The organism is Streptomyces sp. NPDC091371 (assembly GCF_040684275.1).
Lineage (GTDB): Bacteria > Actinomycetota > Actinomycetes > Streptomycetales > Streptomycetaceae > Streptomyces.
In genome coordinates, this window is record NZ_JBFBFP010000004.1 from 106,062 (window position 1) to 131,247 (window position 25,186).

Below are 25,186 nucleotides of genomic sequence, written 5' to 3' on the forward strand. Positions count from 1 at the left end.
TCAGCCGGCCTTCACGTCGGTCCAGGCGGTGTCGCGGTGCTGTTCGCCCTTCGCCGTGGCGTTGCGGAAGTAGAGGTCGTCCTTGAGGTCGGACGCCGTCACCAGGCACTGGGGGAACGGCTCGACGAGCGCGCTGTAGGTGTCCTCGCTGCCGCGGACGGGCATCGGGTAGCCGATGTACTCGATGTTCTTCTTCACGCTCGAAGGGCGGAGCATGTAGTCGATGAAGAGCATCGCGGTGCCGGGGTGCTGCGCGTCGGCGGGTATCGCGTAGCAGTCGGAGTTGACGGGGGCGCCCTCCTTGGCGACTTCGAAGCCGAAGACCGCCGGGTCCTCGGCCTGGGCGAGCATGGCAGCCATGTCACCGCTCCACGCCTGGGTCATGTCGGCGTTGCCGTTGAGCAGGTTGTTGTAGCTGTCGCTGGAGAAGCCGCGCAGGCGCGGGCGGAGCGAGCGCAGGGTCTCGGTGACCCGTGCGAGGTCGTCCGGGTCCTCGGTGCTGACGTCGAGGCCGAGCTTGAGGGCGCCCATCCCGAGCACCTCGTCGCGGTCGTCGAGTACGAAGACCTTTCCCTTGGCCTGCTCGTTCCACAGGTCGCCCCAGGATCCGGTCAGGTCCCCGAGCCGGTCCCGCCGCCACCCGATGCCGGTCTTGTACATGGTGAACGGGACGGTGTGCCGGGAGCCGGGGTCGTACCACGGGTCGGCGAAGTAGTCGTACCCGCCGAACACGGCCTCGGCGTTCTTCAGCCGGCCGTGGTCGATGGTGCGCAACTTGCCGCCGGCGGCGAGGCGCTGGGACCACTTCGCCGTGGGGAAGATGATGTCGTAGCGGTTGCCGGCGTTGAGCTTGGCGGCCATGCCTTCCATCGAGTCGTAGTTCGACTGGACGACCTTGACTCCGTACTCCTTCTCGAAGCCTTCGAAGACGGCCGGGTCGATGAAGTCGGCCCAGTTGAAGTAGACGAGGTCGCCGTCGACCTTGACGTCGATCGGCGTCTCGACGGCCTGCTGGGCGGCCTTGTCGTCCTCGGATGCGAACCCGCATCCGGCGGCCGTCAGTCCGAGGGCCGCGGCGGTGCCGGCGCGGAGGAAGGAGCGTCTGGTCAGGGGGTGTGCCTCGGGGGACATCGGGGGTCCTCTCCGTAGGGGGCAGTCGGGGGATGGTGGGGGGGCGGCGGGGGTGCGGGGGGCGGTGCGTCAGGGTGCGGTTCGGTGCCGGGCCGCACCGGCTTCGAGGTCGGCCCGGATGCGGCCGGCGAACCAGCCGACCGCCGACTCGCGGCGGGACAGGGGCCCGGGCTCGAAGCCGGGGGTGGAGAGCCCCTTCTGCACGCGGGCGACGAGCTCGGCGTCCTCGTCGTTGGTGATCCAGCCGATGTGGATGTTCAGGCGTCGGGCGAGGCGAGTGCGCAGGCCGGTACCGCGGCGGGTGTAGAACGCTCCGGGTACGGCCACGCGGTCCACCGCCGTGGGGATCGCGGTCCAGGCCAGTACGTGGTCGGGGTAGAAGTCGATGAGGGTGTTCGGGTAGATCACCGCGTACCGCCAGACCCGCCGGTCCGCCTCGGTGAGGCCGGGCATGGGGGCGGCGATGCGCTGGTAGAGGCGTTCGGCCCAGTTGGAGGAGGGCTTGTCCCGCAGGGGCGAGGCGAACAGCGCGTAGGACTCCTCGATCTCGCAGGTGTAGCCCTGGTAGTCGAGCAGCCGCATCAGCCCGGGGTGGGCCACGGGTACGTGGTAGCCCTCCAGGTAGTTGTCGACGGCCACCTTCCAGTTGGCCTCCTGCACTTCGGCCCCGGCCAGGTCGTGGATCCGGCTGCGGCCGACCGGCACCAGGTCCGCGCCGGCGTAGTGGCCGACCGCCTCGGCGAGTCCGGCGCACTGTTTCGCGAGCGGTACGGCGTCGGGGTCGAGGTTGACGAAGACGAAGCCGAGGAAGGATTCGACGCGGGCCGGGAGCAGGCCGAGCGCGGGCTTGTCGAGGCAGGGGATCTGCCGTGCCTCCGGGGCGCCGACCAGGCTTCCGTCGAGGCGGTAGGTCCAGCCGTGGTAGGGGCAGCGGATCGCCTTGCCGGCCGGTTCGGGGGCGGTGACCAGGCGGGTTCCGCGGTGGCGGCACACGTTGAGGTGGGCGGCCAGGCCGCCGTCCTCGGTCCGGACGACCAGCACCTCGCGGTCCGCGACCGTGGCGGCGAGCCGGGCTCCCAGGTTCGGCAGGTCGGACTCGTGGCAGACGACCTGCCAGGACTTGGCGAAGACCCGCCGCGTCTCCGCGGCGGCCGTGTCGGGGTCGGTGTAGTAGCGGCCTGGCAGCGCGGGCCCGGGGGCGTCCTGGTCCGGCTGGTCGGCGGGGGGTTTTTCGGGGGCTCTGGAGTGCATCGGGTGGCTCCTCCGTGCCGGCGGTGCGGCGATCGGTATCGGCGATCGATGTCGATACGACCCGGCTGCGGGCAGCGGGCCGCGGCGGAACCGGGGCCTTGCTGACCGATTGGACAGTCAGATTGCTGGCTGATTTCCGCCGGGTCAAGACTTGTACGCTGACCGATCGGTCAGCTAGCGTGATTCTTGCCTGACCGATCGGTCAGCAAACGTGATTCCTTGTCGCCGCTCCGGTTCTGCTCCACGTTCGCCCCATTCACCTGGGCGGATGCGGCCGGGCGGCCCGCCCGGACGACCGGGCCCCCGCCCTCCCCGATCTCCCGCCGCCCACCTCCCGGAGGCACGCATGAGCGGTCGTCGGCGTCTGGACTGGCTCGGGCTCACCCCCGAACCAGAGCGAGAACTCCCCGCGGCGGTCGCCGCCCTGCGTGCCTGCGCACACCCTCCGCCCGCGGAACCGTTCGCCGCCGAGCGGCGCCGCGTCGAGCGCCTCGTGCTACGGGGCAGCCGGCGCGGCTGGCTCCGCTACCTGGCCGAGGTCACCGCACTGGTGACCGCCGCGGCCGCCGACCCGGAACGGGGCGACCGCGCGGCCGCCCTGCTCGCCGGCGAGGTGGTCCTCGACCACCACCGCATGCTCATCGGCCTCCCGGGAACGGGATACGCCCGCACCGACGGGGACCGCGCCGCGCTCGAAAGCGCCGTGCGGGCCCTGCGCACCGACCCCAGGACAGGAAGCACCCGATGACCACGATCCGACTCCCGACGGCGACGTCGGCGACGGGCTCCGTACTCGGCGCGAAGCCGGATGTGGCGGAGGACGCCGAGGCGTACCGCGCCGCCGGCGGCTACGCCGACGCCACCGCCCCGCACGAGCTGCTGCGTCACCTCAGCGCATCCGGTCTGCGCGGCCGCGGCGGGGCCGGCTTCCCGGCCGCCGTCAAGCTGCGCGCCGTCCGCGAGCGCGGCTGCCGCCCGGTGGTCGTGGCGAACGGCGAGGAGGGCGAGCCCGGCTCCGTCAAGGACCGCTGGCTGCTGCGGGCCCGGCCCCATCTGGTCCTCGACGGCCTGGCCCGCGCGGCTTCGATCACCGGGGCCGTACGGGGCTACGTCTACCTCTCCGACCCGGAGGCGGCCGCACGCGTCCGCCGGGCCCTCGCCGAACGGGAGCCGCGCCTGCCCGTCGAGGTCGTCGAAACCGCCCGCACCTACGTGGCCGGTGAGGAGAGCGCGGTCGTCCGCCGCATCGACGGCGGGCCGGCCCTGCCCACCGCCAAACCGCCCCGCCCCTTCGAGCGGGGGGTGGGCGGCGCGCCGACCCTGGTCTCCAACGTCGAGACCCTCGCCCGGATCGCCCTCACCGCCGCCCGCCCCGACCTGCGGCAGGCGATCGCCCGCTCCACCCTGGTGACGCTGTCCGGCGCGAGCACGGAGCCCGTGCTCACCGAGGTCTCCTACGGCGTCCCCCTGCGCACCCTGGCCGCGGCCCACGGCACCCCGGACCCGGCCGGGGCCCTCATGGGCGGGCTGTTCGGCGGGCTCGTCGACGCCCCCGCGCTGGACCTCCCCCTCGACCCCGACGCGCTCGCCGCGGCCGGCACCGCGCTGGGCTGCGGAGCGATCCGCTTCCTCGCCCCCGGCGCCTGCCCGGTGCGCACCGCCGCCGACGCCGTCGGCCACCTCGCCGCCGAGAGCGCCCGGCAGTGCGGCGTCTGCGTGTCGGGCACGGCGGCCATCGGCGACGCGCTGCACGCCCTCGCCGCGGGCACGGCCGGGCCCGACACCCCGCACCGGCTCGCCCGGTGGGCGCAGGGCCTGCCCGGGCGCGGCGCGTGCGGCCTGCTCGACGCAGCCGCCGGCACCGCCGGCAGCCTCCTGCGCGCCTTCCCCGGACTCGTCCGGTCCCACCTGCGCGGACCGTGCCCCCGCTGCGCGGCCGACGCCCCGGCCCCGGGCGGTCACGGGCACCGCCTCGCCGTGGCCGTACCGGAGGTCGCCGACGCGCCTTCGTCCCACGGTCCCGTCTCCCCATGGCCGCTGCCCATGCTCCCGTGTTGAAAGGAACACCGTGAAACTCCTGCTGGATTCCACCCGCTGCCAGGGCTACGGGCTGTGCCAGGAGCACGCGCCCCGTCTCATCGAACTCGACGAATGGGGCTACGCGAAGGTCGTCGTCGTCACCGTCCCGCCCGGTACCGAGGAAGCGGCGCGCGCCTGCGCCGAGAGCTGCCCCAACTCCGCCCTCCGAGTGGAGAAGTGACATGGGACGCGATCTGACCGCCCTCTTCGACCCCCGCTCCGTCGCGGTGGTCGGTGCCAGTGACGACCCGGCGAAGTACGGCCACGCGGTGGCCTCCCAGGCGTTGCGCGCCGACGGGCGGCGGCCGGTGCACCTGGTGAACCGGCGCGGCGGCACCGTGCTCGGCCGACAGGCGGCCCCGTCCCTCGCCGCGATCGGCGAACCCGTCGAGCTGGTGGTGGTCTCGGTGCCCGGCACCGGTTTCGAGGCCGCCCTCGAAGAGGCCCTGGCCTGCGGGGCGAAGGCGATCGTCGGCATCACCGCGGGCTTCGCCGAGGCCGGCCCGGCCGGACTGGCCCGGCAGCGCGCCATCGTCGCCCGGGTCCGGGAAGCCGGAGCCGTCCTCGTCGGACCCAACTGCCTGGGCATCGCCGACAACACGACCGAGCTCTACCTCGCCTCGGACCGCTTCGCGCCCGGTGGTGTCGCCCTGCTGAGCCAGAGCGGCAACCTCGCCCTCGAACTCCAGCTCCGCGGCGCCCCGCACGGCCTCGGCTTCTCCCGGTTCGTGTCCCTCGGCAACCAGGCCGACGTCACCCTCGTCGACCTCGTCGAGGACTGCGCCCGGCACCGGGCCACCACGGCGATCGCCGTGTACGCCGAGGACTTCGGCGACGGCCGGGCCTTCGCCCGGGCCGCCGCGGCTGCGGGCAAGCCGGTGGTCCTGCTCACCGCCGGGCGCGGTTCCGCGTCCGCCCGCAGCGCCCAGTCGCACACCGGGGCGCTCACCACCTCGGCCGACGTGGTGGCCGCCGCCTGCCGCGACGCGGGCGTGGAACTCGTACGGACACCGCGGGAGATGACCGTCGTCCTGGCGGCGCTGAGCACCGGGGCCCGGGCGCCCGGCCGGCGTACCGCGGTGTTCACCGACGGCGGCGGCCACGGAGCGATCGCGGCCGACGCCGCCGAGGACGCCGGGCTCGACGTGCCGGAACTCGGCGCCGCGACCCAGGGACGGCTGCGGACCGTGCTGTGGCAGCAGTCCGCGGTCGGCAATCCGGTCGACCTCGCGGGAATGGGCGAGCAGCAACCCCTCTCGTACGCCGACACGGTCGCGCAGCTCCTCGCGGCCGACGAGGTCGACGCCGTCCTGATGACGGGCTACTTCGGCGGATACGCCGCGTCCGAGGGCGGGCTCGGCGGCGGCCAGGCCGGCGGCTCGGTGCTCGCGGAGGGCGAGACACGGGCCGCCGAGAAGATCGTCACGCACCTCGCGGCCACGCCGAAGCCGCTGGTCGTGCAGTCGATGTATCCGCAGTCGCCGAGCTGCCGGGTGCTGGCCGAGGCCGGGGTCCCGGTGTTCTCCGCGACCGAGGACGCCGCCCGCGCGCTGGCCGCCATGACCGGGCGGGCGGCCGCACCCTCGCCGGGGATCGCCCCGCTGCCCGCTCCGGCCGTGCAGCTGGGGGACCCCGGCTACCACGGTGTGCGGGCGCTGCTGGCCGCCTCCGGGGTGCCGTTCCCGGCCGCCCGCGAGGTCACCGACGAGGCCGGACTGCTGGCCGCGGCCGCCGAGTTCGAGGGCCCGTACGTGCTCAAGGCGCTGCACCTGCTGCACAAGTCCGACGCGGGCGGGGTGGCCCTGCGTCTGCCCGACCGGGCCGCGCTGCTGGCCGCCTACCGGGAGATGCGTACCCGGCTCGGTGCGGCCGCCTACTCGGTGGAGGCGATGGCCGACCTCTCCGACGGCATCGAGCTGATCGTCGGGGTGAACCGGGACCCCCGGTTCGGGCCGGTGGCCATGGTCGGGCTGGGCGGCGTGCTCACCGAGACCCTGCGCGACGTGGCGTTCGCGCTGGCGCCCGTACCGGCCGCACGGGCCTCGCAGCTGCTCCGGGGCTTGCGGGCCGGCGCGCTGCTGGACGGCGTACGCGGTCGGCCCGCGCTGGACGTGGCCGCCGCGGCCGCCGTGATCGAGCGGATCACCGAGGTCGCCGCCGCCCATCCGGAGATCACCGAACTGGAGGTCAACCCGCTGCTGGTGCGCCCGGACGGCGCGCTGGCCCTGGACGCCAGGGCCGTCCTGGGCTGAGGCCCGCCCCCCTTACCCGTCCCCCGAAGGAGACCAAGAGGACCATGGACTTCCGCTACACGCCCGAGCAGGCCGACCTCAAGGCCCGCGCCGCCGCCTACGCACAGCTCCTGATGAGGTACGAGGACCAGTCCGAGGAGGCCGGCGGCCCGCTGCCCGCCGAGACGGTCCGCGAACTGACCCGCGCCGCCATGGACGCGGGCGTCTACGCCATCAACATGCCCGCCGCATGGGGCGGGGCCGGCCTGTCCCTGCTCGACCAGGTCATCGTCGAGGAGGAGTTCGGCAAGGCCACCAACTGCCTCTGGGACATCCCCTGGCGGCCCGCGAACGTCCTCGCGCACGGCACCGAGGCGCAGCGGGAGAAGTACCTCCTGCCCGTCATCCGGGGCGAGCGGTTCGACGCGTTCGCGGTCACCGAACCCGGCGCGGGCTCAGATCCCGGCTCGTGCACGAGCACCGCGACCCGCACCTCGGGCGGTTGGCTCGTGAACGGCGAGAAGTGGTTCGTGACCTGCGGCGACATCGCCGACTTCCTGCTGGTGCAGGCCGATGCGGGCCCGGAGCGGGCCGCGACCCTGTTCTTCGTGGACAAGCAGGCACCGGGGGTCGAGATGACGCGGGTCCCCCGGTTCATGCACTCCGCGGTCAACGGGCACCCCGAGTTCACCTTCACCGACGTCTTCGTCGCCGACGAGGACGTGCTCGGCGGGGTCGGCAACGGCTACGAGCTGACCAAGGAGTGGTTCACCGACGAGCGGCTGATGATCGCCGCCCGCACGGTCGGGGCCGCCGAACGGGCCTTGGAGCTCGCCCGCGACTGGGCGGTGCGGCGCCGGCAGTTCGGCTCCCCCATCGCCGACTTCCAGATGATCCAGGGCATGCTCGCCGACTGCGCCGTCGACATCGCCGTCAACCGCGCCTACACCCACCAGGTCGCCTGGGAAGCCGGCCTGCCGGACACCGACCCCAAGACCCTGCACGCCAAGGCGTCGACGGCGAAGCTCGCCGCGAGCGAGGCCGCCGGGCGGGTCGTCGACCGGTGCCTGCAGATCTTCGGGGGCCGCGGCTACGACCGCTCGTACCCGGTCGAGCGCATGTACCGGGAACTGCGCGTCGACCGCATCTGGGAGGGCACCTCCGAGATCCAGCGCCTGATCATCGCCAACGAGCTCGTCAAGCGCGGCACGCGGGCCCTCGCCCTGCCCGGCTCCTGACGCTCCCGGCGCTCCCGGCGTACCCCTTCCACCGCACCCACGACCACGAGGACCGACAGACATGGACTTCCGCCTCACCGCCCGTCAGGAAGAGCTCAGGGACTCGGCGCGCGCGCTCACCGAGTTCATCATGAAGTACGAGCTGGACTGCGAGGAGAACAACGGCCTGCCGCCGCAGGCCCACACCGAGATCCGCGACGCCGTGCTCGACAGCGGCCTCCAGGCCGTCAACATGCCCGCCGAGTGGGGCGGCGCCGGCCTCTCCATCCTGGAGCAGGTCACGGTCCAGGCGGAGCTCGGACGGCTCACCGGCGCCCTGTGGGACATGGTGTGGCGGCCCGCCAACGCGCTGTCCTTCTGCACCCCGGAGCAGCGGGAGCGCTACCTCGTCCCGGTGATCCGGGGACGGCGCCGCGACTGCTACGCGGTGAGCGAGCCCGCGGCGGGCTCCGACCCGCAGAGCCTGAAGACCACGGCGACGCGCACCGCCGACGGCTGGGTCCTGAACGGCGAGAAGTGGTTCGTGACCGTCGGCGACCACGCCGACTTCATGATCGTGCTCGCCGCCGCCGGGGACGAGGGCGCGCCGACCCTGTTCCTGGTCGACAAGGACACCCCGGGCATCGAGATGACCCGGGTGCCCCGCTGGATGCACACCTTCGTCTACGAGCACCCCGAGTTCACCTTCACCGACGTGCACCTGCCCGAGGACGCCGTGCTCGGGGAGGTGGGCAACGGCTACGACATCACCCGCTCCTGGTTCACCGAGGAACGGCTGATGATCGCCGCTCGCACCATCGGGGCCGCCGAACGGGCCTTGGAGCTCGCCCGCGACTGGGCGGTGGAGCGGCGCCAGTTCGGCTCCCCCATCGCCGACTTCCAGCTGATCCAGGGCATGCTCGCCGACTGCGCCGTCGACATCGCCGTCAACCGCGCCTACACCCACCAGGTCGCCTGGGAGGTCGACGAGGGGCGCGTCGACCGCAAGACGCTGCACGCCAAGGCGGCCATCGCCAAGCTGTCGGCGAGCGAGGCCTCCGGCCGCGTCATCGACCGCTGCCTGCAGATCTTCGGAGGCCGCGGCTACGACCGCTCGTACCCCGTCGAGCGCCTCTACCGCGAACTGCGCGTCGACCGCATCTGGGAGGGCACCTCCGAGATCCAGCGCCTGATCATCGCGGGCGAACTCGTCAAGCGCGGCACGGGCGTGCTGGCGATGCCGGCCTCCGCGTGACCCTCCGCGGCGGTCCGGGGGCAAGCTCCCGGACCGCCGCCGCCCGCGTCCGTCCGTACGTACGAGAACCAGCCGAAAGGAACGCCGATGACCGATGTCGAACGGGTCGGGATCGTGGGGTGCGGCCTGATGGGCTCCGGCATCGCCGAGGTGTGCGCCCGCGCCGGGCGGGACGTCGTGGTGGTGGAGACGAGCCGGCCGGCCGCGGACGCCGGCCTGGGGCGCATCGCCCGCTCCCTGTCGCGTGCCGCGGCCGCCGGAAAACTGACCGCCGCCGAACGCGACGCGGCCGTGGGCCGGATCACGATGACGACCGACATGGACCGCCTGACGGACCGGGACCTCGTGGTCGAGGCGGTGGCCGAGGACGAGCGGGCGAAGCTGGAGGTCTTCGCCCGGCTCGATGAGGTCGTGGAACGCAGGGACGCCGTACTCGCGACGAACACCTCCTCCATCCCGGTCATCCGGCTCGCGACGGCCACCTCGCGGCCGGAGCGGGTGGTCGGCCTCCACTTCTTCAACCCCGTGCCGGTGCTGCCCCTGGTCGAGCTGGTGCCGTCCCTGCTCACCTCCGAGGACACCGCCCGGCGTGCGCGGGAGTTCGCCTCCGAGGTCCTGGGCAAGCAGGTCGTCCGCGCCCAGGACCGGTCCGGTTTCATCGTGAACGCGCTCCTCGTGCCGTACCTGCTGGCTGCCGTGCGCATGGCGGAGTCCCGGGCCGCGTCGGCCGAGGACATCGACCGGGGCATGACCCTGGGCTGCGCGCACCCGCTGGGGCCGCTGGCCCTGGCCGACCTGATCGGCCTGGACACCGTGCAGGCCATCGCCCGTTCCCTGTACGCGGAGTACCGGGAGCCGCTGTACGCCCCGCCACCGCTGCTGGCCCGGATGGTGGACGCGGGCCTGCTCGGCCGCAAGACCGGCCGGGGTTTCCACGCCTATCCCTGACCGCTTCGGCCGACGACCCGAGCCCGCCGGGCCCCATTTGCGAGGATGGTGGTCCGGCAGGCCGGGCCGCGGGGCCCTTCCCTCCACCCACGCACCCGACCCAACGGGCGCCGACACCGGGAGCAGCCAACGTGACCAAGGCCGAGCGCGCACTCGAAACGCGTGAGCGAATCCTCACGGCCGCGTGCGAAGTGATCGCCGACATCGGTTTCGAGCACGTCAGCATGCGCAAGGTCGCGGAGCACGCCGCCGTCTCCAAGGCCCTGCTGCACTACCACTTCGACACCCGCGAGAACCTCTTCGCCGAGGCGATGACGCACTCCTTCGCGAAGACCGGTACGGACACCGGCAGCGAGGACGATTCGCTCCCGGCCGCCGTCGTCCTGGCCCGGATCGTGCGGAGCATGCTGCCCACGGACGCGGAGCTGCGCCAGGACTGGAAGCTCTGGCAGGAGCTGTGGGTGCGCGCCCTGCGCGACGGAGCGGCCCGGCACCTCGCCGTCGACCTGTACGACCAGCTGCACGCGTGGGTCGCCGGGGTCGTGGCACGGGGCGTCGCATCGGGCGAGTTCACCGACTGCGACGTCGCCGCGGTCAGCACGCTGGTACTGGCCCTGTGCGACGGCCTCGGCATCCGCCTGATGCTGGAGGACCCGAGGGTCGACCTCGCCACGGCCCAGTCGACGGTCTGGCGGGCGATCGCGCCGGCCCTCGGCATTTCGCCGGCCTTCCCGCAGGTCTGAGGGCGTCGCTCCGCGAAATGTTCGGGGAACGTACGGGTCGCGGCGCGCCCGCCCTGCGGCCGGATCTCCGCGGTTAGCATCGACGGGGTCCGCCGCACGTGAGAGGCATTGATGACGCAGTCCAGGGGCCTCGTGCTGATCGTCGAGGACGAGCGCCACATCTCCGACGTGCAAAGGCTCTACCTGGCGCGCGAGGGCTTCGGCGTGCACGTCGAGGCCGACGGGACCGCCGGGCTCGCGGCCGCCCGGCGGATGCACCCGGTGGCGATCGTGCTGGACATCGGCCTGCCCGGCACGGACGGCATCTCCTTCTGCCGCGCCCTGCGGGACGCCGGCGACTGGACGCCGGTCCTGCTGGTCACCGCGCGCGGCGAGGAGGCCGACCGGATCCTCGGCCTGGAGCTGGGCGCGGACGACTACCTCACCAAGCCGTTCTCGCCGCGCGAGCTCGTCGCCCGCGTCAAGACCGTACTGCGCCGGGCGGCGGGCCCTCCCGGCCTGCCGCCCGAGCCCGTCGGCCGGCTCAGCCTGGATCCGGTCAGCCGCACCGTGCGCCGCGACGGCGAGCCGGTCGAGCTCACCGCCACGGAGTTCAATCTGCTCGCGCACCTGCTCCAGCACGTGGGGCAGGTCTTCACCCGGGAGCAGCTGCTCGCCCAGGTGTGGGGGCACCCCGGCTACCGCGACACCCGGATGGTCGACGTCTTCGTCTCGCAGCTGCGCGCCAAGCTCGGCGACGCGAGCCCGATCCGCACGGTCCGCGGTGTCGGGTACAGCGCGACGGCCCCCGGCCCGTGAACCGCCCGCGCACCGGCGGCCCCCGTCGTGGCTCCCTCGCCCGCAACATCGTGGTGCTGACCACCGTCGTCGCGGCGCTCGCGGTGGTGCTGACCGGGCTGGTCGCCTGGCAGACCGCGGCGCACGGCGCGGAAGATCGAGAACGCGACCAACTGGCACGTCAGGCGACCGTGCTCAGCCGGCTGCCGGCCCTGTCCGAAGCGCTGTTCCACGGCGCCCAAGTACTGGGCGGGCCGAACAGCGTGCAGCTCGCGGTCATCGCCCCGGACGGCACGGTCAGCGGAACCGCCACCCCGGCCGTGGACCGGGCGTCCAAGGCGGCCCTCCTGGCCGGGGAGCCGGTCTCCAGCACCGGCATCCTCGGCGGCCAGGAGGTCCTGCTGGTGGGCCGGCCCGGCGTGCGCGGCGGCGCGGTCGTGCTGACGGAGCCGTACGCGGTCGTCACCGAGAACACGAACCGGATCCGCCGCAACGTGGTGGCGCCGCTGCTCATCGGCATGCTCGGCGCGGCACTGGCCGGAGCGCTCCTGGCCCGCCGCATCGCCCGACCGCTGGGGAAGGCCGCGCGGATCGCGCACCGGCTCGCCGACGGCGAACGGGGCGTGCCGGCGCCGGTCGACGGCCCCCGGGAGGCGGCGGAGATCGGGCGCGCCCTCAACGTCCTGGACGAGGCGCTGGCGCGCAGCGAGAACCGGCAGCGGGAGTTCCTGCTGTCCGTCTCCCACGACCTGCGCACCCCCCTGACCGCCGTGCAGGGGTACGCCGAGGCACTCGCCGACGGCCTGATCGAGCCGGACCGGCTGCCCGAGGTCGGCGGGATCCTCGCCGATGAGACCCGGCGCTTGGACCGGTTCCTGGGCGACCTGCTGGACCTGGCCCGGCTGGAGGCGGACGACTTCCGGCTCGCCGTGGCCCCCGCCGACCTGTGCGCGGTCGTCGCCGAGGCCGCCGCCTTCTGGACCGGACCCTGCGCACGGCACGGTGTCGAACTGCGGCTGGAGCGGCCCGACCGGTCCGTCATCGTCGACACGGACGCCTTCCGGGTCCGGCAGCTGATCGACGGCCTGGTCCAGAACGCCCTGCGGGTCACGCCCGAGGGCGCGCCGCTGGTCCTCGCCGTCCGTGCGGACGCGGACGGCGGCGCCGCGCTCCAGGTCCGCGACGGCGGGCCCGGGCTCACCGACGACGACGTGCGCGTCGCCTTCGACCACGGCGCCCTGCACGAGCGCTACCGGGACAGCCGGCCGGTGGGCAGCGGCCTGGGGCTGGCCATCGCCCGCCGCCTGGCCGGCCGCCTCGGCGGCACCCTCCGCGTCGAAGGGCACGGCCCGGAAGGCGGCGCCTGCTTCACGGTCGCCCTTCCGTCGGCGCCCGACGCCGCGTGAGGTGGCGCGGCCGCACCGTCCGGGGGCGCGCGGTCGCCCGTACGTTCCCCGAACAATGCGCCAACACCGCCCTTACCCGCGCCGCGCAGAGTGAGGCCCCATGAACTCTCCCTCCACCGCGCAGCCCGGTTTCCTCCACTGGAGCGGGCGCTGGTGTGCCCGGCACGCCTGGCGGATCGTCGCCCTGTGGGTCCTGCTCCTCGTCGGTCTCGGGGTGGCCAACCAGCAGTGGGGCGGCACGTTCGCGGACAGCTTCTCCCTGCCCGGGACCCGTACGCAGACCGGCGCCGACCTCCTCAAGGCCCACACCAGCGGTGCCGGGGGCACGGCCGCACCCATCGTGATCACCACGGACCGGGGGGCGGTCACCGCCCACCGGGCCGCGATCGGCTCGGCCGTCGACAACCTGGCCCGGCTGCCGGAGGTGGTGTCGGTGGCCGATCCGCTCGCCACCCCCGGGGCGGTCTCCGCGGACGGCGCCACCGCCCAGCTGACCGTCCGCTTCAGCGGCAACCCGGCGGCCTTCGACCCCTCCTACCTGGCCGAGGTCGACACCGCCGTCCAGCCGCTGCGCGCCGACGGTGTCACCGTCGAGTACGGGGCCCCGCTCGGGCAGCTGGCGACGCCCAAGTCCGCCGACCGGGTCTCGGAGGCCATCGGCCTGGCCGTCGCCGTGCTCGTGCTGCTGATCGGCTTCGGCAGCGTCGCCGCCACCGGTCTGCCGCTGCTGACGGCCGTGATCGGCCTGGCGGTCAGCCTGGCCGGTCTGGGGCTGCTCGCCGGGCACTTCGACTTCGCCCAGGCGGCCCCGACGCTGGCCGCGATGATGGGTCTCGGGGTCGGCATCGACTACGCGCTCTTCCTGGCCACCCGCTACCGGGCCCTGCTGCACGCGGGGACGGAACCCGCCGAGGCGGTCGGCCGTACGGTCGCCACCAGCGGCCGTGCCGTGCTGGTCGCCGGCGCCACGGTCGCCATGGCCCTGGGCGGCCTCTGCGTCTCCGGCGTGGGCTTCATCGGCGCCCTCGGCGTCGCGGCCGGGATCGGTGTCCTCGTGGCCGCGGCCGCGTCCGTGACGCTGACGCCCGCGCTGCTGGGCCTGCTCGGCCGCCGCATCGACCGGTTCCACGTGCGTACGCCGGTCGCCGAACCCACCGGCGCGTCGGACGTCTGGCACCGCTGGGCCCTCAGGGTCAGCAGGCGCCCCTGGCTGTTCCTGGTCAGCGGCCTGCTCCTACTCGGCGTCCTGTCCCTGCCCGTCGCGTCCATGCACCTGGGACACGTCGATGCCGGGGCCCAGCCCACCAGCCGGACGGACCGCCGCGCCTACGACCTGATCACCGAGGGCTTCGGGCCCGGCGCCAACGGCCCGATCACGGTCGTCACCCAGCTCGACAGCCGGCAGGTCGCCGACGGGACCGAGCGCCAGGCCCTGGCCGATTCGCTCCAGAAGGCGCTGGCCGCCGTGCCGGGCGTCGCCTCCGTGACGCCGCCGGCCGCCAGCCCCGACCACGTCCTGCTCATCACCACGGTGACCCCGGCCACGGGCCCGCAGGACCGGGCCAGTGCGGACCTGATCCACACGCTGGAGGACGACACGGTGCCGCGGGCCCTGGCCGGTACGGGCGCCACCGGCTACCTCACCGGCACCACCGCCGCCACCCAGACCTTCACCGACACGCTCACGGCCAAACTGCCCCTGATCATCGGGGTGGTCGTGGCGGCCGCGTTCCTGCTGCTGCTCGCGGTCTTCCGCAGCCCGCTGGTCGCGCTCAAGGCCGCGGTGCTCAACCTGTTCTCCATCGCCGCCGCGTACGGCGTGGTCGTCGCGGTCTTCCAGTGGGGGTGGGGCAGCTCGCTGTTCGGGGTCACCGAGAAGGTGCCCGTCGAGTCGTACGTGCCGATGATGATGTTCGCGATCGTCTTCGGACTCTCCATGGACTACGAGGTCTTCCTGCTCTCCCGGATCCGCGAGACGTGGCTGCACCGCCGGGACAACCACCTGGCCGTCGCCACCGGCCTCGCCGCCACGGCCCGCGTCATCTCCTGTGCGGCACTGATCATGACCAGTGTCTTCCTGGCGTTCCTGCTGTCCACGAACGTCGCCGTGAAGATGCTCGCCCTCGGGCTCGGCGTCAGCGTGGTCATCGACGCCACCGTGGTCCGGCTGCTGCTGGTCCCCTCGTCCATGTACCTGTTCGGGCGCGCCAACTGGTGGCTCCCCGGTTGGCTGGACCGGCTCCTCCCCCATTTCGACCCGGAAGGGCCCGGCGCCGCACCGGCCGGCCTTCCCGAACCCGACCTCGCGCCGACCGGTGGAGGGCACCGGTGAAGCAGCTCCTGACGAAATCCCGGGCGGTCATGCGCCGCCACCTCGTCCTCACGGTGACCGCCTCGGTGCTCCTGGCAGCCGTCCTCGCCACGGGCGTCGCCGAGTTCGCCGCCCGCGGGGTGATCCGCGACCGCGTCGCGGCGGCGGCCCCGGCCCTCGGCGACGGCGTGGCGGTCGGCGTGGGAGACGGCTGGGCCCTGTGGGACCTGGCGCGCGGGAACATCCCACGGCTCGACGTGAGCACCGAGGACGCCCGCGTCGGGCGCCTCACCGATGTCCGCGTCCAGGCGCGGCTGGACGACGTCCGCCTCGGCGAAAGGGCCACCGTCGGCGGCACCCACGCCCGGGTGACCGCCTCCACGCGGTCCATCGCCGCCGCGATCCGCGAGGCCGCTCCCTCCGTACCGGTGGCCGCGGTCACCACCGACCCGGAACGGGGAACCGTCCTCGCCGCCGTCGGCCCGGGCGGCGTCGGGCAGCTGACGCTGCGTCCGGTCCTCGCCGACGGGAAGGTCACCCTCGCCGTCGACGGCCTCACCCTGTTCGGCCGCTCCGTTCCCGCCGACCGGCTCGGGTTGGCCGACGGTGCCCTCGGGTCGCGGGCTGGTGTGCCGAAGGACTACCCGCTCGGGCTCGAGGCCACGTCCGTACGGGTCCAGGCGGACGGTGTGCAGATCGCGCTGACGGGCGGCCCGAGCCCCCTGCCCGGCGTGTGACGCGGGAGGCGGATCCGCTCACCGGCCGCGCGGCCATCCCGCACGCCGCCGGGAGGTTCGGGGCCCGCGCCCGGAGGGCGGGAGCGGGGCGAGTGCGAAGGTCACGGTGATGCGCGCGCCGCCACGGGGGCCGCGGGTGATGTGCGTCGAGCCTCCGGTGACGGCCGCGGCCCTGCGGGCGATGTCGAGGCCGAGCCCCGACGACCCGGTGCTGCTGCCGCGGGAGAGGGCCCGGTCCGGTTCGGGGATGCCCGGACCGGCGTCCTCCACGACCAGCTCGACGGCCAGGGCGGTGCGGACGACACGGACGTCGAACGGGGTGCCGGACGGGGTGTGCCGGAAGACGTTGCCGATGAGCGCGTCCACGACGGCGGCGAGGTCGTCGTCGGACAGGCCGATGGGCGTGGGCTCCTGAGTGACCTCGACGGAGCAGGGCCGGCTCTGCTGCTCCGCCAGGACCGCCCAGAACGCGGTCCGGCGGCTGACGACATCGGCCGCCTCGCAGCGGGATCCGGCGGGCGCTGCCGCGCTCCTGGCCTGATGGCCGGCGCCCGTGTCCGTATCCGTATCCGTATCCGTGCCGAGCAGGCCCTGGCCCATCGGGCCCACGGCGAGCGGGGTGCGCGCCGCGGTGATGATGGCCTGGAGTTCGGTCTCCAACGCGCACACCGCCGCCTCCACCCTGGCCGACTCCGGCGAGCCCGCCATCCGCTCCGACGCCAGGTGCAGGGCGGTCAGCGGGGTCCGCAACCGGTGGGACAGGTCGGCGACCAGTTCGCGTTCGACGGCGAGCAGTTCGGTCATCCGGTGGGCCATGGCGTTGAACGCGATGCCCGCGTCGCGCAGTTCCCTGGGTCCCATGGGCTCGACCCTGGCTTCGAGATCGCCCCGGCCCAGCGCGTGGGAAGCGCGGGCGAGTCGTTTGGAGGACCTGACGACCTTCGCGCCGAGCCGGTCGGCGACCAGCACGGAGCCGCCGATCAGACCCACCGCGAGGAGCAGCATGACGGCCCAGGAAGCCTTGACCCCTCGGGTCAGCTCCCGATCGGGGACGAAGTTCTCGATGACGGCGACCCGGTCGCCGGGCAGCACCACCGGCTGCAGGCATATCCAGCCGCCGGGGATCTCCTGGGAGATGGACTCGCGCCCCTGCTGGGCCCGTTCGAGCAGTGCCGCGGGGGCCCGGGAGCTGCCGATGGCGGGGGCGGCCGGCAGGTGGACGACGACGTGCTCGGTGGCGTCCAGACTCGCCGCGGACTCCCGCAGCGCGGACGGATCCGTGGTCAGCGTCAGCACCGGGGCCAGGGCGGCGGCCCGCTGCTCGGCCGCGGTGATGCTCTGCTCCTTGACCAGTGACATCACCAGTGCGGCCAGCGGTATGAGGAAGGAGAGCGCGACCATCGACGTCACGGCCAGCGCCACTCCCGCCAGTGAGCGTCTCACCGCGGCGCCACCAGCTTGATGCCGACGCCTCGGACGGTCAGCAAGTAGCGGGGGGCGGCGGCGCGTTCGCCGAGCTTGCGGCGCAGGGAGGACAGGTGCACGTCGACGGTCTGGTCGTCCACGTACGGCTCGCGCCACACCTCGGTCAGCAGGCGCCGCTTGGAGACGACCTGGCCGGTGTGCTGGGCGAGGAAGGCCAGGAGGTCGAACTCCCGGCGGGTGAGGTGGAGTTCCCGGCCCGCCAGGTGGGCGGTGCGGGCCCCGGGGTCGACCGCCAGCTCGCCCACGGTGGTGGCGCGCAGCGGTTCGGCGGCCGGCGCCGGGCGCGGCCCCTGAACGGCGTGCGCGGCCCGGACGGGGGGAACGTGGCTGGTGCGCCTCAGGACCGCGGCGAGGCGTGCGATGAGCTGTCCCCCCGAGAAGGGTTTGACCAGGTAGTCGTCGGCGCCCGCGTTGAGGAGCTTGATGATTTCCGTCTCGTCGTCGCGGGCGGTGGCCACCAGTACGGGAACGGAGGAGATGCCCCGGATCATGCGCAGTGCGTCTCCTCCGTCCAGATCGGGCAGCCCCAGGTCGAGGACCACCGCGTCGACGGGTACCTGGGTGACCTCGCGCAGGGCGCCGAACCCGTCTGCGGCGCTGCGTACGGCATACCCGTGCTCCGCCAGGACCTCGATCAGGGACTGGCGGATGCTGGGGTCGTCTTCCACGACCAGGACGCTGGGCATGGGCACACCTTAGGTGAACGATCGTTCCTATCGGGCACCGGCGAAGACCGGGCCGTCGTCGGTGACGCGCAGGTGCACGGGACGGTCGGCAACCGGGATGGTGCAGCCCTCCCGCGCACTGCAGCTCGCGTACCCGAGCAGGACCGTCGCGTCCCCGCTTCCGGCCGTGCTGACGGGCAGGGTGACGGTGACGGGACCGTCCGGGTAGACGGGCACCGGGGCGTCGACGCCGGGCAGGCTGATCGTCCGTACCTCCGCCGCGGCCGCCGGCTTCCCCTCCGCCCGCAGGGCCCCGGTGACGCCGATGGCGGTCGGCCGGCCTACGCCCTCGATCCCGGTGGCCGGCAGATCGGTGCTGTACAGGTGGAACCCCACCTCGGGGGTGAAGACCGCGGTGAGGGTGCCGTTCCGGGTGTGCCAGTCGGACACCGAGAGCGTGACGGTGACCCCGTTCTCGGTGAAGCGGGTCGTGGGTGCGGCGTCGCCGCGCTCGGCAGTCTGCTGGCCGCACGCCGCGAGCGCGGCCACGGTGACGAGGGCGGCAGCGGCGCTCGCCGCCCGGGAACGCCTCGCGTACGGGGAAGGGTTCATCGGTACCTCTGGACTCGGGAAGGGTGGGAAAGGCTGGGAAAGGGGTGGGTGGCAGGGGGCTAGTGCTGTGACCGGCAAGGTTCACCGGGTCACGGCGCCCGGCACGGCACCTCGCTGCGTTGTCGGACCGCGCAAGTACGTCCAGTACGAGCCGCGGCCCTCCGCCTTGCGATGCACCGCACCGGACACCGCGACCCGGCAAACCTTTCCGGCCACAGCACTAGACAGCCGTGGTGAAGGCCGCGCTCCACAACTGCAGCCGGTACACCAGGTCGTTCCACACGCCGGTGGCCAGCAGCACGCCGACGAGCACGAGCATGCCGCCGCCGATCCGCAGGACCCACGGGTAGTGGCGTTTGACGAGGCCGAAGGCGCCCAGGGCGCGCCGGAAGGCCAGCGCGGCCAGGATGAACGGCAGTCCCAGCCCGAGGCAGTACGCCGCCATCAGCAGGGCTCCGCGCGCCGCGCTCGCCTCGCTCCAGGCGAGCGCCTGTACGGCGGCCAGCGTCGGGCCGATGCACGGGGTCCATCCGACCGCGAACACCGCCCCCAGCAAGGGCGCGCCCGCCAGGCCGAGCACCGGCCGCCGGTGGCTGCGGAACTCCCGCTGCGTGAAGCCCGGCAGGAAGCCCATGAAGGACAGCCCCATCAGCGCGGTGAAGCCGCCGAGCACCTGGGTGACCACCTCCTGGTGCGCCAGCAGGGTGCGGCCGAAGTAGCCGAACAGGGCGCCTCCGGAGACCAGGACCGCCGTGAAACCCAGGACGAACAGCAGCGCGCCGGCGGCCATGCGCCCGCGTCGCCCGCCGCGGGCGTCGGCCAGGTCGGAGACCGACAGGCTGGTCACGTAGCTGAGATAGCCGGGTACGAGCGGCAGTACGCACGGCGACAGGAAGGAGACGAGGCCCGCGAAGAAGGCCACGGGAGCGGCGACGGCCAGCGCCCCCTGGAGCAGGGACGGGGCGTCCGCGGCGAGGAGCGTCACGCCCGTGTGCGGCGTCATGGCCCTTCCTCCACCACACGCGCCAGCAGGGGCCCCAGCTCCTGGTCGGTGACCGCGCCCCCGATGCTGACGGCGACGCGTCCGCGACGGTCGATCACGAGGGTGGACGGGATCGTCTGCGGGTTGAGGAGCGCGGGAGGGAAGCGGAGCAGGAGCTCGCCGGCCGGGTCGTGGAGGCTGGGGAAGCCGATGCCGTGGGCGCGTACGAAGGACTGCGCGGCCGCGCGGTCCCGGTCGCGGGTGTTGATCCCGAGGAACCGGACCCCGTCCGCCCGGGTGCGTTCGCTGAGCCGCGCGAGATCGTCGGCCTCGGCCCGGCAGGGTCCGCACCACGACCCCCACACGTTGAGCACGACGACCTGCCCCCGGAACCCGTCGAGGCCGACCGGCTGCCCGTCCAGGTCCTCGCCCGCCAGCGCGGGCGCGGCCGGCCGGGCGCCGGGCTCCACGACCGCGGCCTCGGCCGCGGCCCGGACGGCGACGCCCGCAGGCCCGGCCGAAGGGCCGCCGTCGCCGCCGTGCGCGCCCGCGCCGCCCGAGGCCGCGAAGACGCAGCCGCCGGCCGCGACCACGAGAGCGGCGCAGGCGAGGGCGGCGGGCCGCGGAACCGGTCGTCTCATGACGCCCACTGACGCAGGAAGGAGTTGATCCCCTCCGAGGTCAGGGAGGGGTTCCCGGTGGCGTGGGTGTCGGTGCGCACCGTACCGGACGGCGTGACAACGATCAGGACGGGCATCTTGTAACTGCCGCCCGAGGGGCTGTACTTGCGCAGGAGCGCGGAGTTGGCGGAGCCGTTGCCGCCGATGTCGACCTTGACGAGGTGGTACGAGGCTCCGAGGATCGCCGCGGTCTGCGGCTGCGCGAACACCTTGTCGGCCGCCTTGCAGTTGCCGCACCAGTTGGCGCCGAAGTCGAGCAGCACCATCCTGCCGTCGGCCTTGGCCGCGCTCAGCGCCGCGTCGATCAGCTTCTGCGCATCGGCCGAACTGTCGTAGCCGGGCCCGGGGATCCGCGCCGGGGCGGGCGCGGCGGACGTACGGGACGGTTTGGGCGCGGCCGAGGCCGTCTGGGTTCGCGAGGGGGCCGGCGAGGAGGCGGACGGGCTGCCGGCGGACGCCGACGGAGAGGCCGGGGCGGTCGGGGAGGCCTCGGTGGACGGGGACGCGGACTCCATGCCGGCGGGGAGGGTCGCGGACGGCTGTCCCGCAGCGGAGGCGGAGGCGGCGCCGACGGGCTGGGAGGACGGCCCGCAGGCCGTGGTCAGGCCGGCCGCGACCACGGCCGCGGCGATGAGCGGCAGTCGGACGGGTCGGAGTATGCGTGAAGTCATGGCGAGGACACCCCAGGGCGCGGTTCGGGTTCCGGGAAGGGCGGGACGCCTTCCGGATCGGTGAAGCCGGCGGTCCGACGGGGCGCCGGGGCATCAGGCCCGGGCGCCGAGGGCCGCTCGGCTGACGCGAGCATAGGACCGCGCCGGGCCGCCGGAACCGCGTGAGCGCGATCTTCAGGTTCCCCTAAGGAACAGCTCACGTTCCGCTTCGCCGGTACCCGGGCGATGAGCGCATACGGGAGGTGAAGCACCCCAAAGCGGAGCAGGGGTGCGAGTGGTGTGAACCGCCCGCAGCGCCCGGGTCCTCAGAGCGAGCTCTCCCGCACGGTGGCCTTCGCCACCGGGTCGATCGTCGCCGTGATGACCGAGCGGTGGTCCGAGCTGGTGAACGTGACCGTCAGGGTGTCGTCCGCGGTCTGCGACGTGGTGGTCTTGAAGCCCCGGCCGGGCACCGCGGAGATCAGGCAGACGCCGCCGCTCCCGTACCGGACCGTCACCTTGCCGCCCTGCGAGGGGACGGTGTGCAGGCCCGGACCGCCCTCGCAGTCGACGGCGGGCTTCGGCGCCGTCGTGCGGGGTGTTCCCGTCGAGGCCTTGGGGCTGGACGCCGAAGCGGAGGGGGACGGTCGCCCGGTCTCGGCGGGCGAGGCGCTGGGGGACGCGCTCGGGGACTGCGGGCTCGGCGGCGCGCCCTGCCCCGCCTGCCACGCGGGCGGCGAATCGAAGACCATCGGGGCGGACCGCGCCACCGGAGGCGTATGCCTGGTCGAACCGACCACGAACTGGACCGTGCCGAGCACGGCGGTCACGCTGGCGGCCGTGCACGACAGCCATATGAGCAGGTAGCGCGGGATGGGAGGCACGGCCCCATAGTGGCCGACGCGCCGGGCCACTCCTGACCACCTCCCCCGGAACGGCCGCGGCCGGCCCCTGGTCCGCGGGCGAACGCCGACGTCCTCCTGGCCCGCGTGCGGGTCGGAGGACGTGTGCCGCCGGGCGGCCGGGGCGGGAGCGACGGCGGGGGCCGCTGCTTCGGCTACTTCGGCGTTCCGAAGTCCTGCGTCCACCAGGGGCCGCCGTCGCCCTTGTGGACGCCTATGCCGATCTCCTTGAAGGAGCAGTTGAGGATGTTGGCCCGGTGGCCGGAGCTGTTCATCCAGGCCTTCATGACCGCGTCGGCGTCCGCCTGGCCGCGGGCTATGTTCTCGCCGAGTCGGGACCACCCGTATCCGGCGGCTTCCACCCGGGTGGTCATGGTGGATCCGTCGGGTCCGGTGTGGGACATGACACCGCTGCGGGCCATGGTGTCGCTGTACGCCCGTGCCGCCGCGCTCAGCTTGTCGTGCGCGGCCAAGGGACCGCAGCCCGCCGCGGCCCGCTCCTTGTTGACCAGGGCGAGGACCGCGGACTCGCTCGCGGATCCGCCCGAGGAGCCGCCGGACGAACCGCCGGAGCTGCCGGAGCCGCCGCCGGCCGTCGCGGGTGTCCGCGCGGGCTTGGCGGGCTGGGTGGACGCCTGGCCGGCCGGGTTGCCCTGCTGTGCCGCGGACTTCGTGGGAGTAGCGGATCCCGTGGCGTCCCCGCCGGGCGTCGCCGACGGCATCGCGCCCGTCGCCGAAGCGGCGTCGGCGCCGAGCGTGGGGAGGGCGGGCGAGGGGGTGGCCGTCGACTCCTCCTTGCCGGAGCCCGCCGTACCGTCGGCCCGTTGGTCCACGCGCGCTCCGCCGTCGGAATCGGCCACCGCGACCCCGACCGCCACCACGGCGGCCGCCGCGGTGAGGGACAGCACGATGCGGGTGCGCGTCTTCTTCTTCCGTCGTACCTCGACACGGGACGGTGTTCCGGGAGTTCGGCTGGGGCTCATGCCTGTAGCACCTCACAGAGAGAGGGGGACGGGTCCGCCCGAGCCTAGGGCGGTGACCAGCCAAAAGAGCCTCTCGGAGGCGTTCTTCAAGGTCCCTTAAGGAAGCCCGCAGGATCGGCACAGGAAGGAGGCGGCGCCCTCCCCCGACCGTGAGGGATATGCGTACGGGTCGGGTGGTTTGCGTGAGGACGTCCGGTAGATCTCAACAACCTGTTGACCGCCCGCCGCCGAACGTTTCAGCATGCACGGGTCCATCCGTTCGACTGACGAAGGACTCACCCGCATGGGTAAAGGACCGTTAAGCAGGACACGCGCGGCAGTCGCAGCACTCGGCACGGCCCTGCTGATCTCACTGGCAGTGGCCACGCCTGCGGGCGCCGCGCCCGAACCGAGCGACTCTGGACCGGGTCAGCTCGCGATCAAGCTGGGAACTCCGGAAAGGGCGACGACCCTCAAGGAAGACGAGAACGAAGGCGGCGTCGGCGCCCAGGCGGTCGACTGCGCCGAAGGGTTCATCCGGCTCACCCGGACCGAATCGTGCTCGAACGTGAAGATACCGGTGGTCTACACGATCAACGGGACACCCGCCGGGACGGCGAACCTGCACTCCAAGGTCACGTCCACCCTCAACCCGCGCAATCGCTACGAGTCGAAGTACAAGGTGGAGCTGCGGCTGACGGACCCGTCCTCATGGGCGGGCTGGCTGACCAACGGCCGGGTCGGCTTCGACTGCAACCACTGCCAAGTGGACGAGTCGGGTGAGCAGTTCCTCTTCCCGAACCAGACCCGAACGTACGAGTTCACGGTCTCGTCGCCGGGCCGCGACCTGGTCAGCGACAGCATCCGGCCGTACGCCACCCTGGACGCTCCCCGTCACGACGAGGGCAGTGCGCTCATCGGCGAGACCTTCCGGCCGCGCTGCGACAGCACCCCCCGGATCACACCCGTGGCGACCGGCGGCTGTGTCTACCCGGACGTCGCGGCCGTTTGGGTGCTGGACACCGCCAACCCCAGGGTCGACGCGGTGGCCTGGCACGTCGACTGGGCACAGCGGAACCTGGACCAGCCGTGGGGGAAGCCGGGTACCCGGTACGCCCTGCACCGCACCTTCGACGAGACGATCATCGACGCGAACCGTGACGTGGCCTGCGGCCGCGGCGTGCCGCGGCCTCCGCCGGGCAGCGGGCTGGCGTGTGACGAGTACCCCTTCGCCCAGTCGCTGGAGGGGGCCAGCCGGAACCCCGACTACTCGTGCCACTTCCTCGACGGGGGCGACAACTCCCGTGAGGGCAGCCTGCGCAAGGCGTCGCTGAACGGTCAGCGGGTCCTGGAGGGCGACGCGTTCTACGTCCGTGTCCTCAAGGCCGCTGGTGCTGTGGCACCGCCCCAGGCGATGGGACCGGTGGGCTGCGGCAGCGACTGATCGCGCCCGCCGTAGGCCGGCACTTCCGCCGAACCGGCCACACGAGAGCAGGGGCCGCACCCACCATGGGTGCGGCCCCGTTCCGCTTCGACTCCGAGGGGAAACCCCGCATGCCCGCCCCGCAGCACACCACCACCCGCACCGTTCACGTCGACGCCGGCACCATCGACCTCACGGGGGAGGACCTCGTGGCCGAGTTCGAACCCGAGTGGGCGCTGAACGGACTGGTCGAGGCCGACCCGGACGACGGCAGCGCCCGCATCCTGTGCGGGCAGGAGATCGGCCGCGTCGCCGTCACCGCCCAGCTCTGGGATGAGACCCCGCCCTTGGCCGTGGACGGGTGGCAGGACGTCGCCGAGGTGCCCGTCTCGTGGGATTCCGCGTTCATCGACTTCGCGACGACCGGAACGGAAGTGGACCCGGCCGGCCGGCTGGACCTTCCCGGCCCCGGTGACTACCGGATCCGCGTCCACGGCAGGAACCGCGACGACGGCGACCCGCGCATGGCGGGCGATCCCGTCGAGGAGTACCTGATCCAGGTGTGGCCCGCCCCTGCCGGGGGTCCCGAGCTGTGGAAGGCGACCAGCCGGACCTCCGCGCGCTGGCGCACGCCCTGAGGGTTCGCCGCCACTGCCCCGAGGCTCACCGAGGCCTCGGCTTGACTGGTACACGACGCGGCGGGTAAGGAGAGGCTGTTCATTGCACAAGGTGTGAAACG

24 protein-coding genes are annotated in these 25,186 nt (G+C 73.5%); 14 read left to right on the forward strand and 10 right to left on the reverse strand.

The window, feature by feature from the left end; all coding sequences use genetic code 11:
• Window positions 1-1,131 carry a spermidine/putrescine ABC transporter substrate-binding protein gene (locus AB0O21_RS07305; RefSeq protein WP_365167336.1) on the reverse strand — a complete coding sequence of 377 codons (1,131 nt, stop codon included), beginning with the start codon at window positions 1,129-1,131 and terminating at the stop codon, window positions 1-3.
• 69 nt (window positions 1,132-1,200) lie between these two features.
• Window positions 1,201-2,382 (reverse strand): aromatic ring-hydroxylating dioxygenase subunit alpha, encoded by a 1,182-nt coding sequence (locus AB0O21_RS07310; protein ID WP_365167338.1) that lies wholly within the window; start codon window positions 2,380-2,382, stop codon window positions 1,201-1,203.
• Between the two features lie 346 nt (window positions 2,383-2,728).
• On the opposite strand from AB0O21_RS07310, the gene AB0O21_RS07315 reads away from it, so the two are divergent.
• From AB0O21_RS07315 to AB0O21_RS07370, 12 genes are all read left to right on the forward strand, one after another.
• Window positions 2,729-3,130 carry a hypothetical protein gene (locus AB0O21_RS07315; RefSeq protein WP_365167341.1) on the forward strand — a complete coding sequence of 134 codons (402 nt, stop codon included), beginning with the start codon at window positions 2,729-2,731 and terminating at the stop codon, window positions 3,128-3,130.
• Window positions 3,127-4,440 carry an NADH-ubiquinone oxidoreductase-F iron-sulfur binding region domain-containing protein gene (locus tag AB0O21_RS07320; protein WP_365167342.1) on the forward strand — a complete coding sequence of 438 codons (1,314 nt, stop codon included), beginning with the start codon at window positions 3,127-3,129 and terminating at the stop codon, window positions 4,438-4,440. The genes AB0O21_RS07315 and AB0O21_RS07320 overlap by 4 nt, the downstream gene beginning before the upstream one ends.
• Window positions 4,441-4,450: 10 nt before the next feature.
• Window positions 4,451-4,642, forward strand: a complete 192-nt coding sequence (locus tag AB0O21_RS07325; RefSeq protein WP_365167344.1) for a ferredoxin — start codon at window positions 4,451-4,453, stop codon at window positions 4,640-4,642.
• 1 nt (window position 4,643) lies between these two features.
• Window positions 4,644-6,713: an acetate--CoA ligase family protein gene (locus AB0O21_RS07330; RefSeq protein ID WP_365167346.1), complete on the forward strand. Its 2,070-nt coding sequence runs from the start codon at window positions 4,644-4,646 to the stop codon at window positions 6,711-6,713.
• Window positions 6,714-6,757: 44 nt separating this feature from the next.
• Complete coding sequence (locus tag AB0O21_RS07335) at window positions 6,758-7,930, forward strand: acyl-CoA dehydrogenase family protein (RefSeq protein ID WP_365167348.1); 1,173 nt, start codon at window positions 6,758-6,760, stop codon at window positions 7,928-7,930.
• A 61-nt stretch (window positions 7,931-7,991) separates the two neighbouring features.
• A complete protein-coding gene (locus tag AB0O21_RS07340) occupies window positions 7,992-9,164 on the forward strand; it encodes an acyl-CoA dehydrogenase (protein WP_365167350.1) in 1,173 nt (390 codons plus the stop codon).
• Between the two features lie 87 nt (window positions 9,165-9,251).
• Entirely contained in the window at window positions 9,252-10,112 is an 861-nt protein-coding gene (locus AB0O21_RS07345) for a 3-hydroxybutyryl-CoA dehydrogenase (RefSeq protein WP_365167353.1), read from the forward strand.
• A 131-nt stretch (window positions 10,113-10,243) separates the two neighbouring features.
• Window positions 10,244-10,855: a TetR/AcrR family transcriptional regulator gene (locus AB0O21_RS07350; protein ID WP_365167355.1), complete on the forward strand. Its 612-nt coding sequence runs from the start codon at window positions 10,244-10,246 to the stop codon at window positions 10,853-10,855.
• 111 nt (window positions 10,856-10,966) lie between these two features.
• Window positions 10,967-11,653, forward strand: coding sequence for a response regulator transcription factor (locus AB0O21_RS07355; RefSeq protein ID WP_365167357.1), 687 nt, complete (start codon window positions 10,967-10,969; stop codon window positions 11,651-11,653).
• Entirely contained in the window at window positions 11,650-13,038 is a 1,389-nt protein-coding gene (locus AB0O21_RS07360; RefSeq protein ID WP_365167359.1) for a HAMP domain-containing sensor histidine kinase, read from the forward strand. Before AB0O21_RS07355 ends, AB0O21_RS07360 begins: the two co-directional genes overlap by 4 nt.
• A gap of 100 nt (window positions 13,039-13,138) precedes the next feature.
• Window positions 13,139-15,370 carry an MMPL family transporter gene (locus tag AB0O21_RS07365; protein WP_365167361.1) on the forward strand — a complete coding sequence of 744 codons (2,232 nt, stop codon included), beginning with the start codon at window positions 13,139-13,141 and terminating at the stop codon, window positions 15,368-15,370.
• A complete protein-coding gene (locus AB0O21_RS07370; RefSeq protein WP_365167363.1) occupies window positions 15,367-16,086 on the forward strand; it encodes an LmeA family phospholipid-binding protein in 720 nt (239 codons plus the stop codon). Before AB0O21_RS07365 ends, AB0O21_RS07370 begins: the two co-directional genes overlap by 4 nt.
• Window positions 16,087-16,104: 18 nt before the next feature.
• On the opposite strand, the gene AB0O21_RS07375 is transcribed toward AB0O21_RS07370, so the two are convergent.
• The 8 genes from AB0O21_RS07375 to AB0O21_RS07410 form a co-directional block, all read right to left on the reverse strand.
• Window positions 16,105-17,529, reverse strand: coding sequence for an ATP-binding protein (locus AB0O21_RS07375; RefSeq protein ID WP_365167366.1), 1,425 nt, complete (start codon window positions 17,527-17,529; stop codon window positions 16,105-16,107).
• Window positions 17,526-18,257 carry a response regulator transcription factor gene (locus tag AB0O21_RS07380; RefSeq protein WP_365167368.1) on the reverse strand — a complete coding sequence of 244 codons (732 nt, stop codon included), beginning with the start codon at window positions 18,255-18,257 and terminating at the stop codon, window positions 17,526-17,528. Before AB0O21_RS07380 ends, AB0O21_RS07375 begins: the two co-directional genes overlap by 4 nt.
• A gap of 27 nt (window positions 18,258-18,284) precedes the next feature.
• Window positions 18,285-18,848 (reverse strand): hypothetical protein, encoded by a 564-nt coding sequence (locus AB0O21_RS07385; RefSeq protein WP_365167371.1) that lies wholly within the window; start codon window positions 18,846-18,848, stop codon window positions 18,285-18,287.
• Between the two features lie 220 nt (window positions 18,849-19,068).
• A complete protein-coding gene (locus tag AB0O21_RS07390) occupies window positions 19,069-19,851 on the reverse strand; it encodes a cytochrome c biogenesis protein CcdA (protein ID WP_365167374.1) in 783 nt (260 codons plus the stop codon).
• A complete protein-coding gene (locus AB0O21_RS07395) occupies window positions 19,848-20,471 on the reverse strand; it encodes a TlpA disulfide reductase family protein (protein WP_365167376.1) in 624 nt (207 codons plus the stop codon). Before AB0O21_RS07395 ends, AB0O21_RS07390 begins: the two co-directional genes overlap by 4 nt.
• Entirely contained in the window at window positions 20,468-21,181 is a 714-nt protein-coding gene (locus AB0O21_RS07400; protein ID WP_365167378.1) for a thioredoxin family protein, read from the reverse strand. The genes AB0O21_RS07395 and AB0O21_RS07400 overlap by 4 nt, the downstream gene beginning before the upstream one ends.
• Before the next feature lie 305 nt (window positions 21,182-21,486).
• Window positions 21,487-22,044: a hypothetical protein gene (locus AB0O21_RS07405; protein WP_365167380.1), complete on the reverse strand. Its 558-nt coding sequence runs from the start codon at window positions 22,042-22,044 to the stop codon at window positions 21,487-21,489.
• Window positions 22,045-22,217: 173 nt separating this feature from the next.
• The gene (locus AB0O21_RS07410) at window positions 22,218-23,045 is read right to left on the reverse strand and encodes a CAP domain-containing protein (protein ID WP_365167383.1); all 828 of its coding nucleotides are present in this window, start codon (window positions 23,043-23,045) and stop codon (window positions 22,218-22,220) included.
• A gap of 358 nt (window positions 23,046-23,403) precedes the next feature.
• Between AB0O21_RS07410 and AB0O21_RS07415 the strand changes: the two genes are divergently transcribed.
• Both AB0O21_RS07415 and AB0O21_RS07420 read left to right on the forward strand, forming a co-directional pair.
• Window positions 23,404-24,468 (forward strand): hypothetical protein, encoded by a 1,065-nt coding sequence (locus tag AB0O21_RS07415; RefSeq protein ID WP_365167385.1) that lies wholly within the window; start codon window positions 23,404-23,406, stop codon window positions 24,466-24,468.
• Between the two features lie 65 nt (window positions 24,469-24,533).
• Window positions 24,534-25,085, forward strand: coding sequence for a hypothetical protein (locus AB0O21_RS07420; protein ID WP_365167388.1), 552 nt, complete (start codon window positions 24,534-24,536; stop codon window positions 25,083-25,085).
• Window positions 25,086-25,186 lie beyond the last annotated feature (101 nt).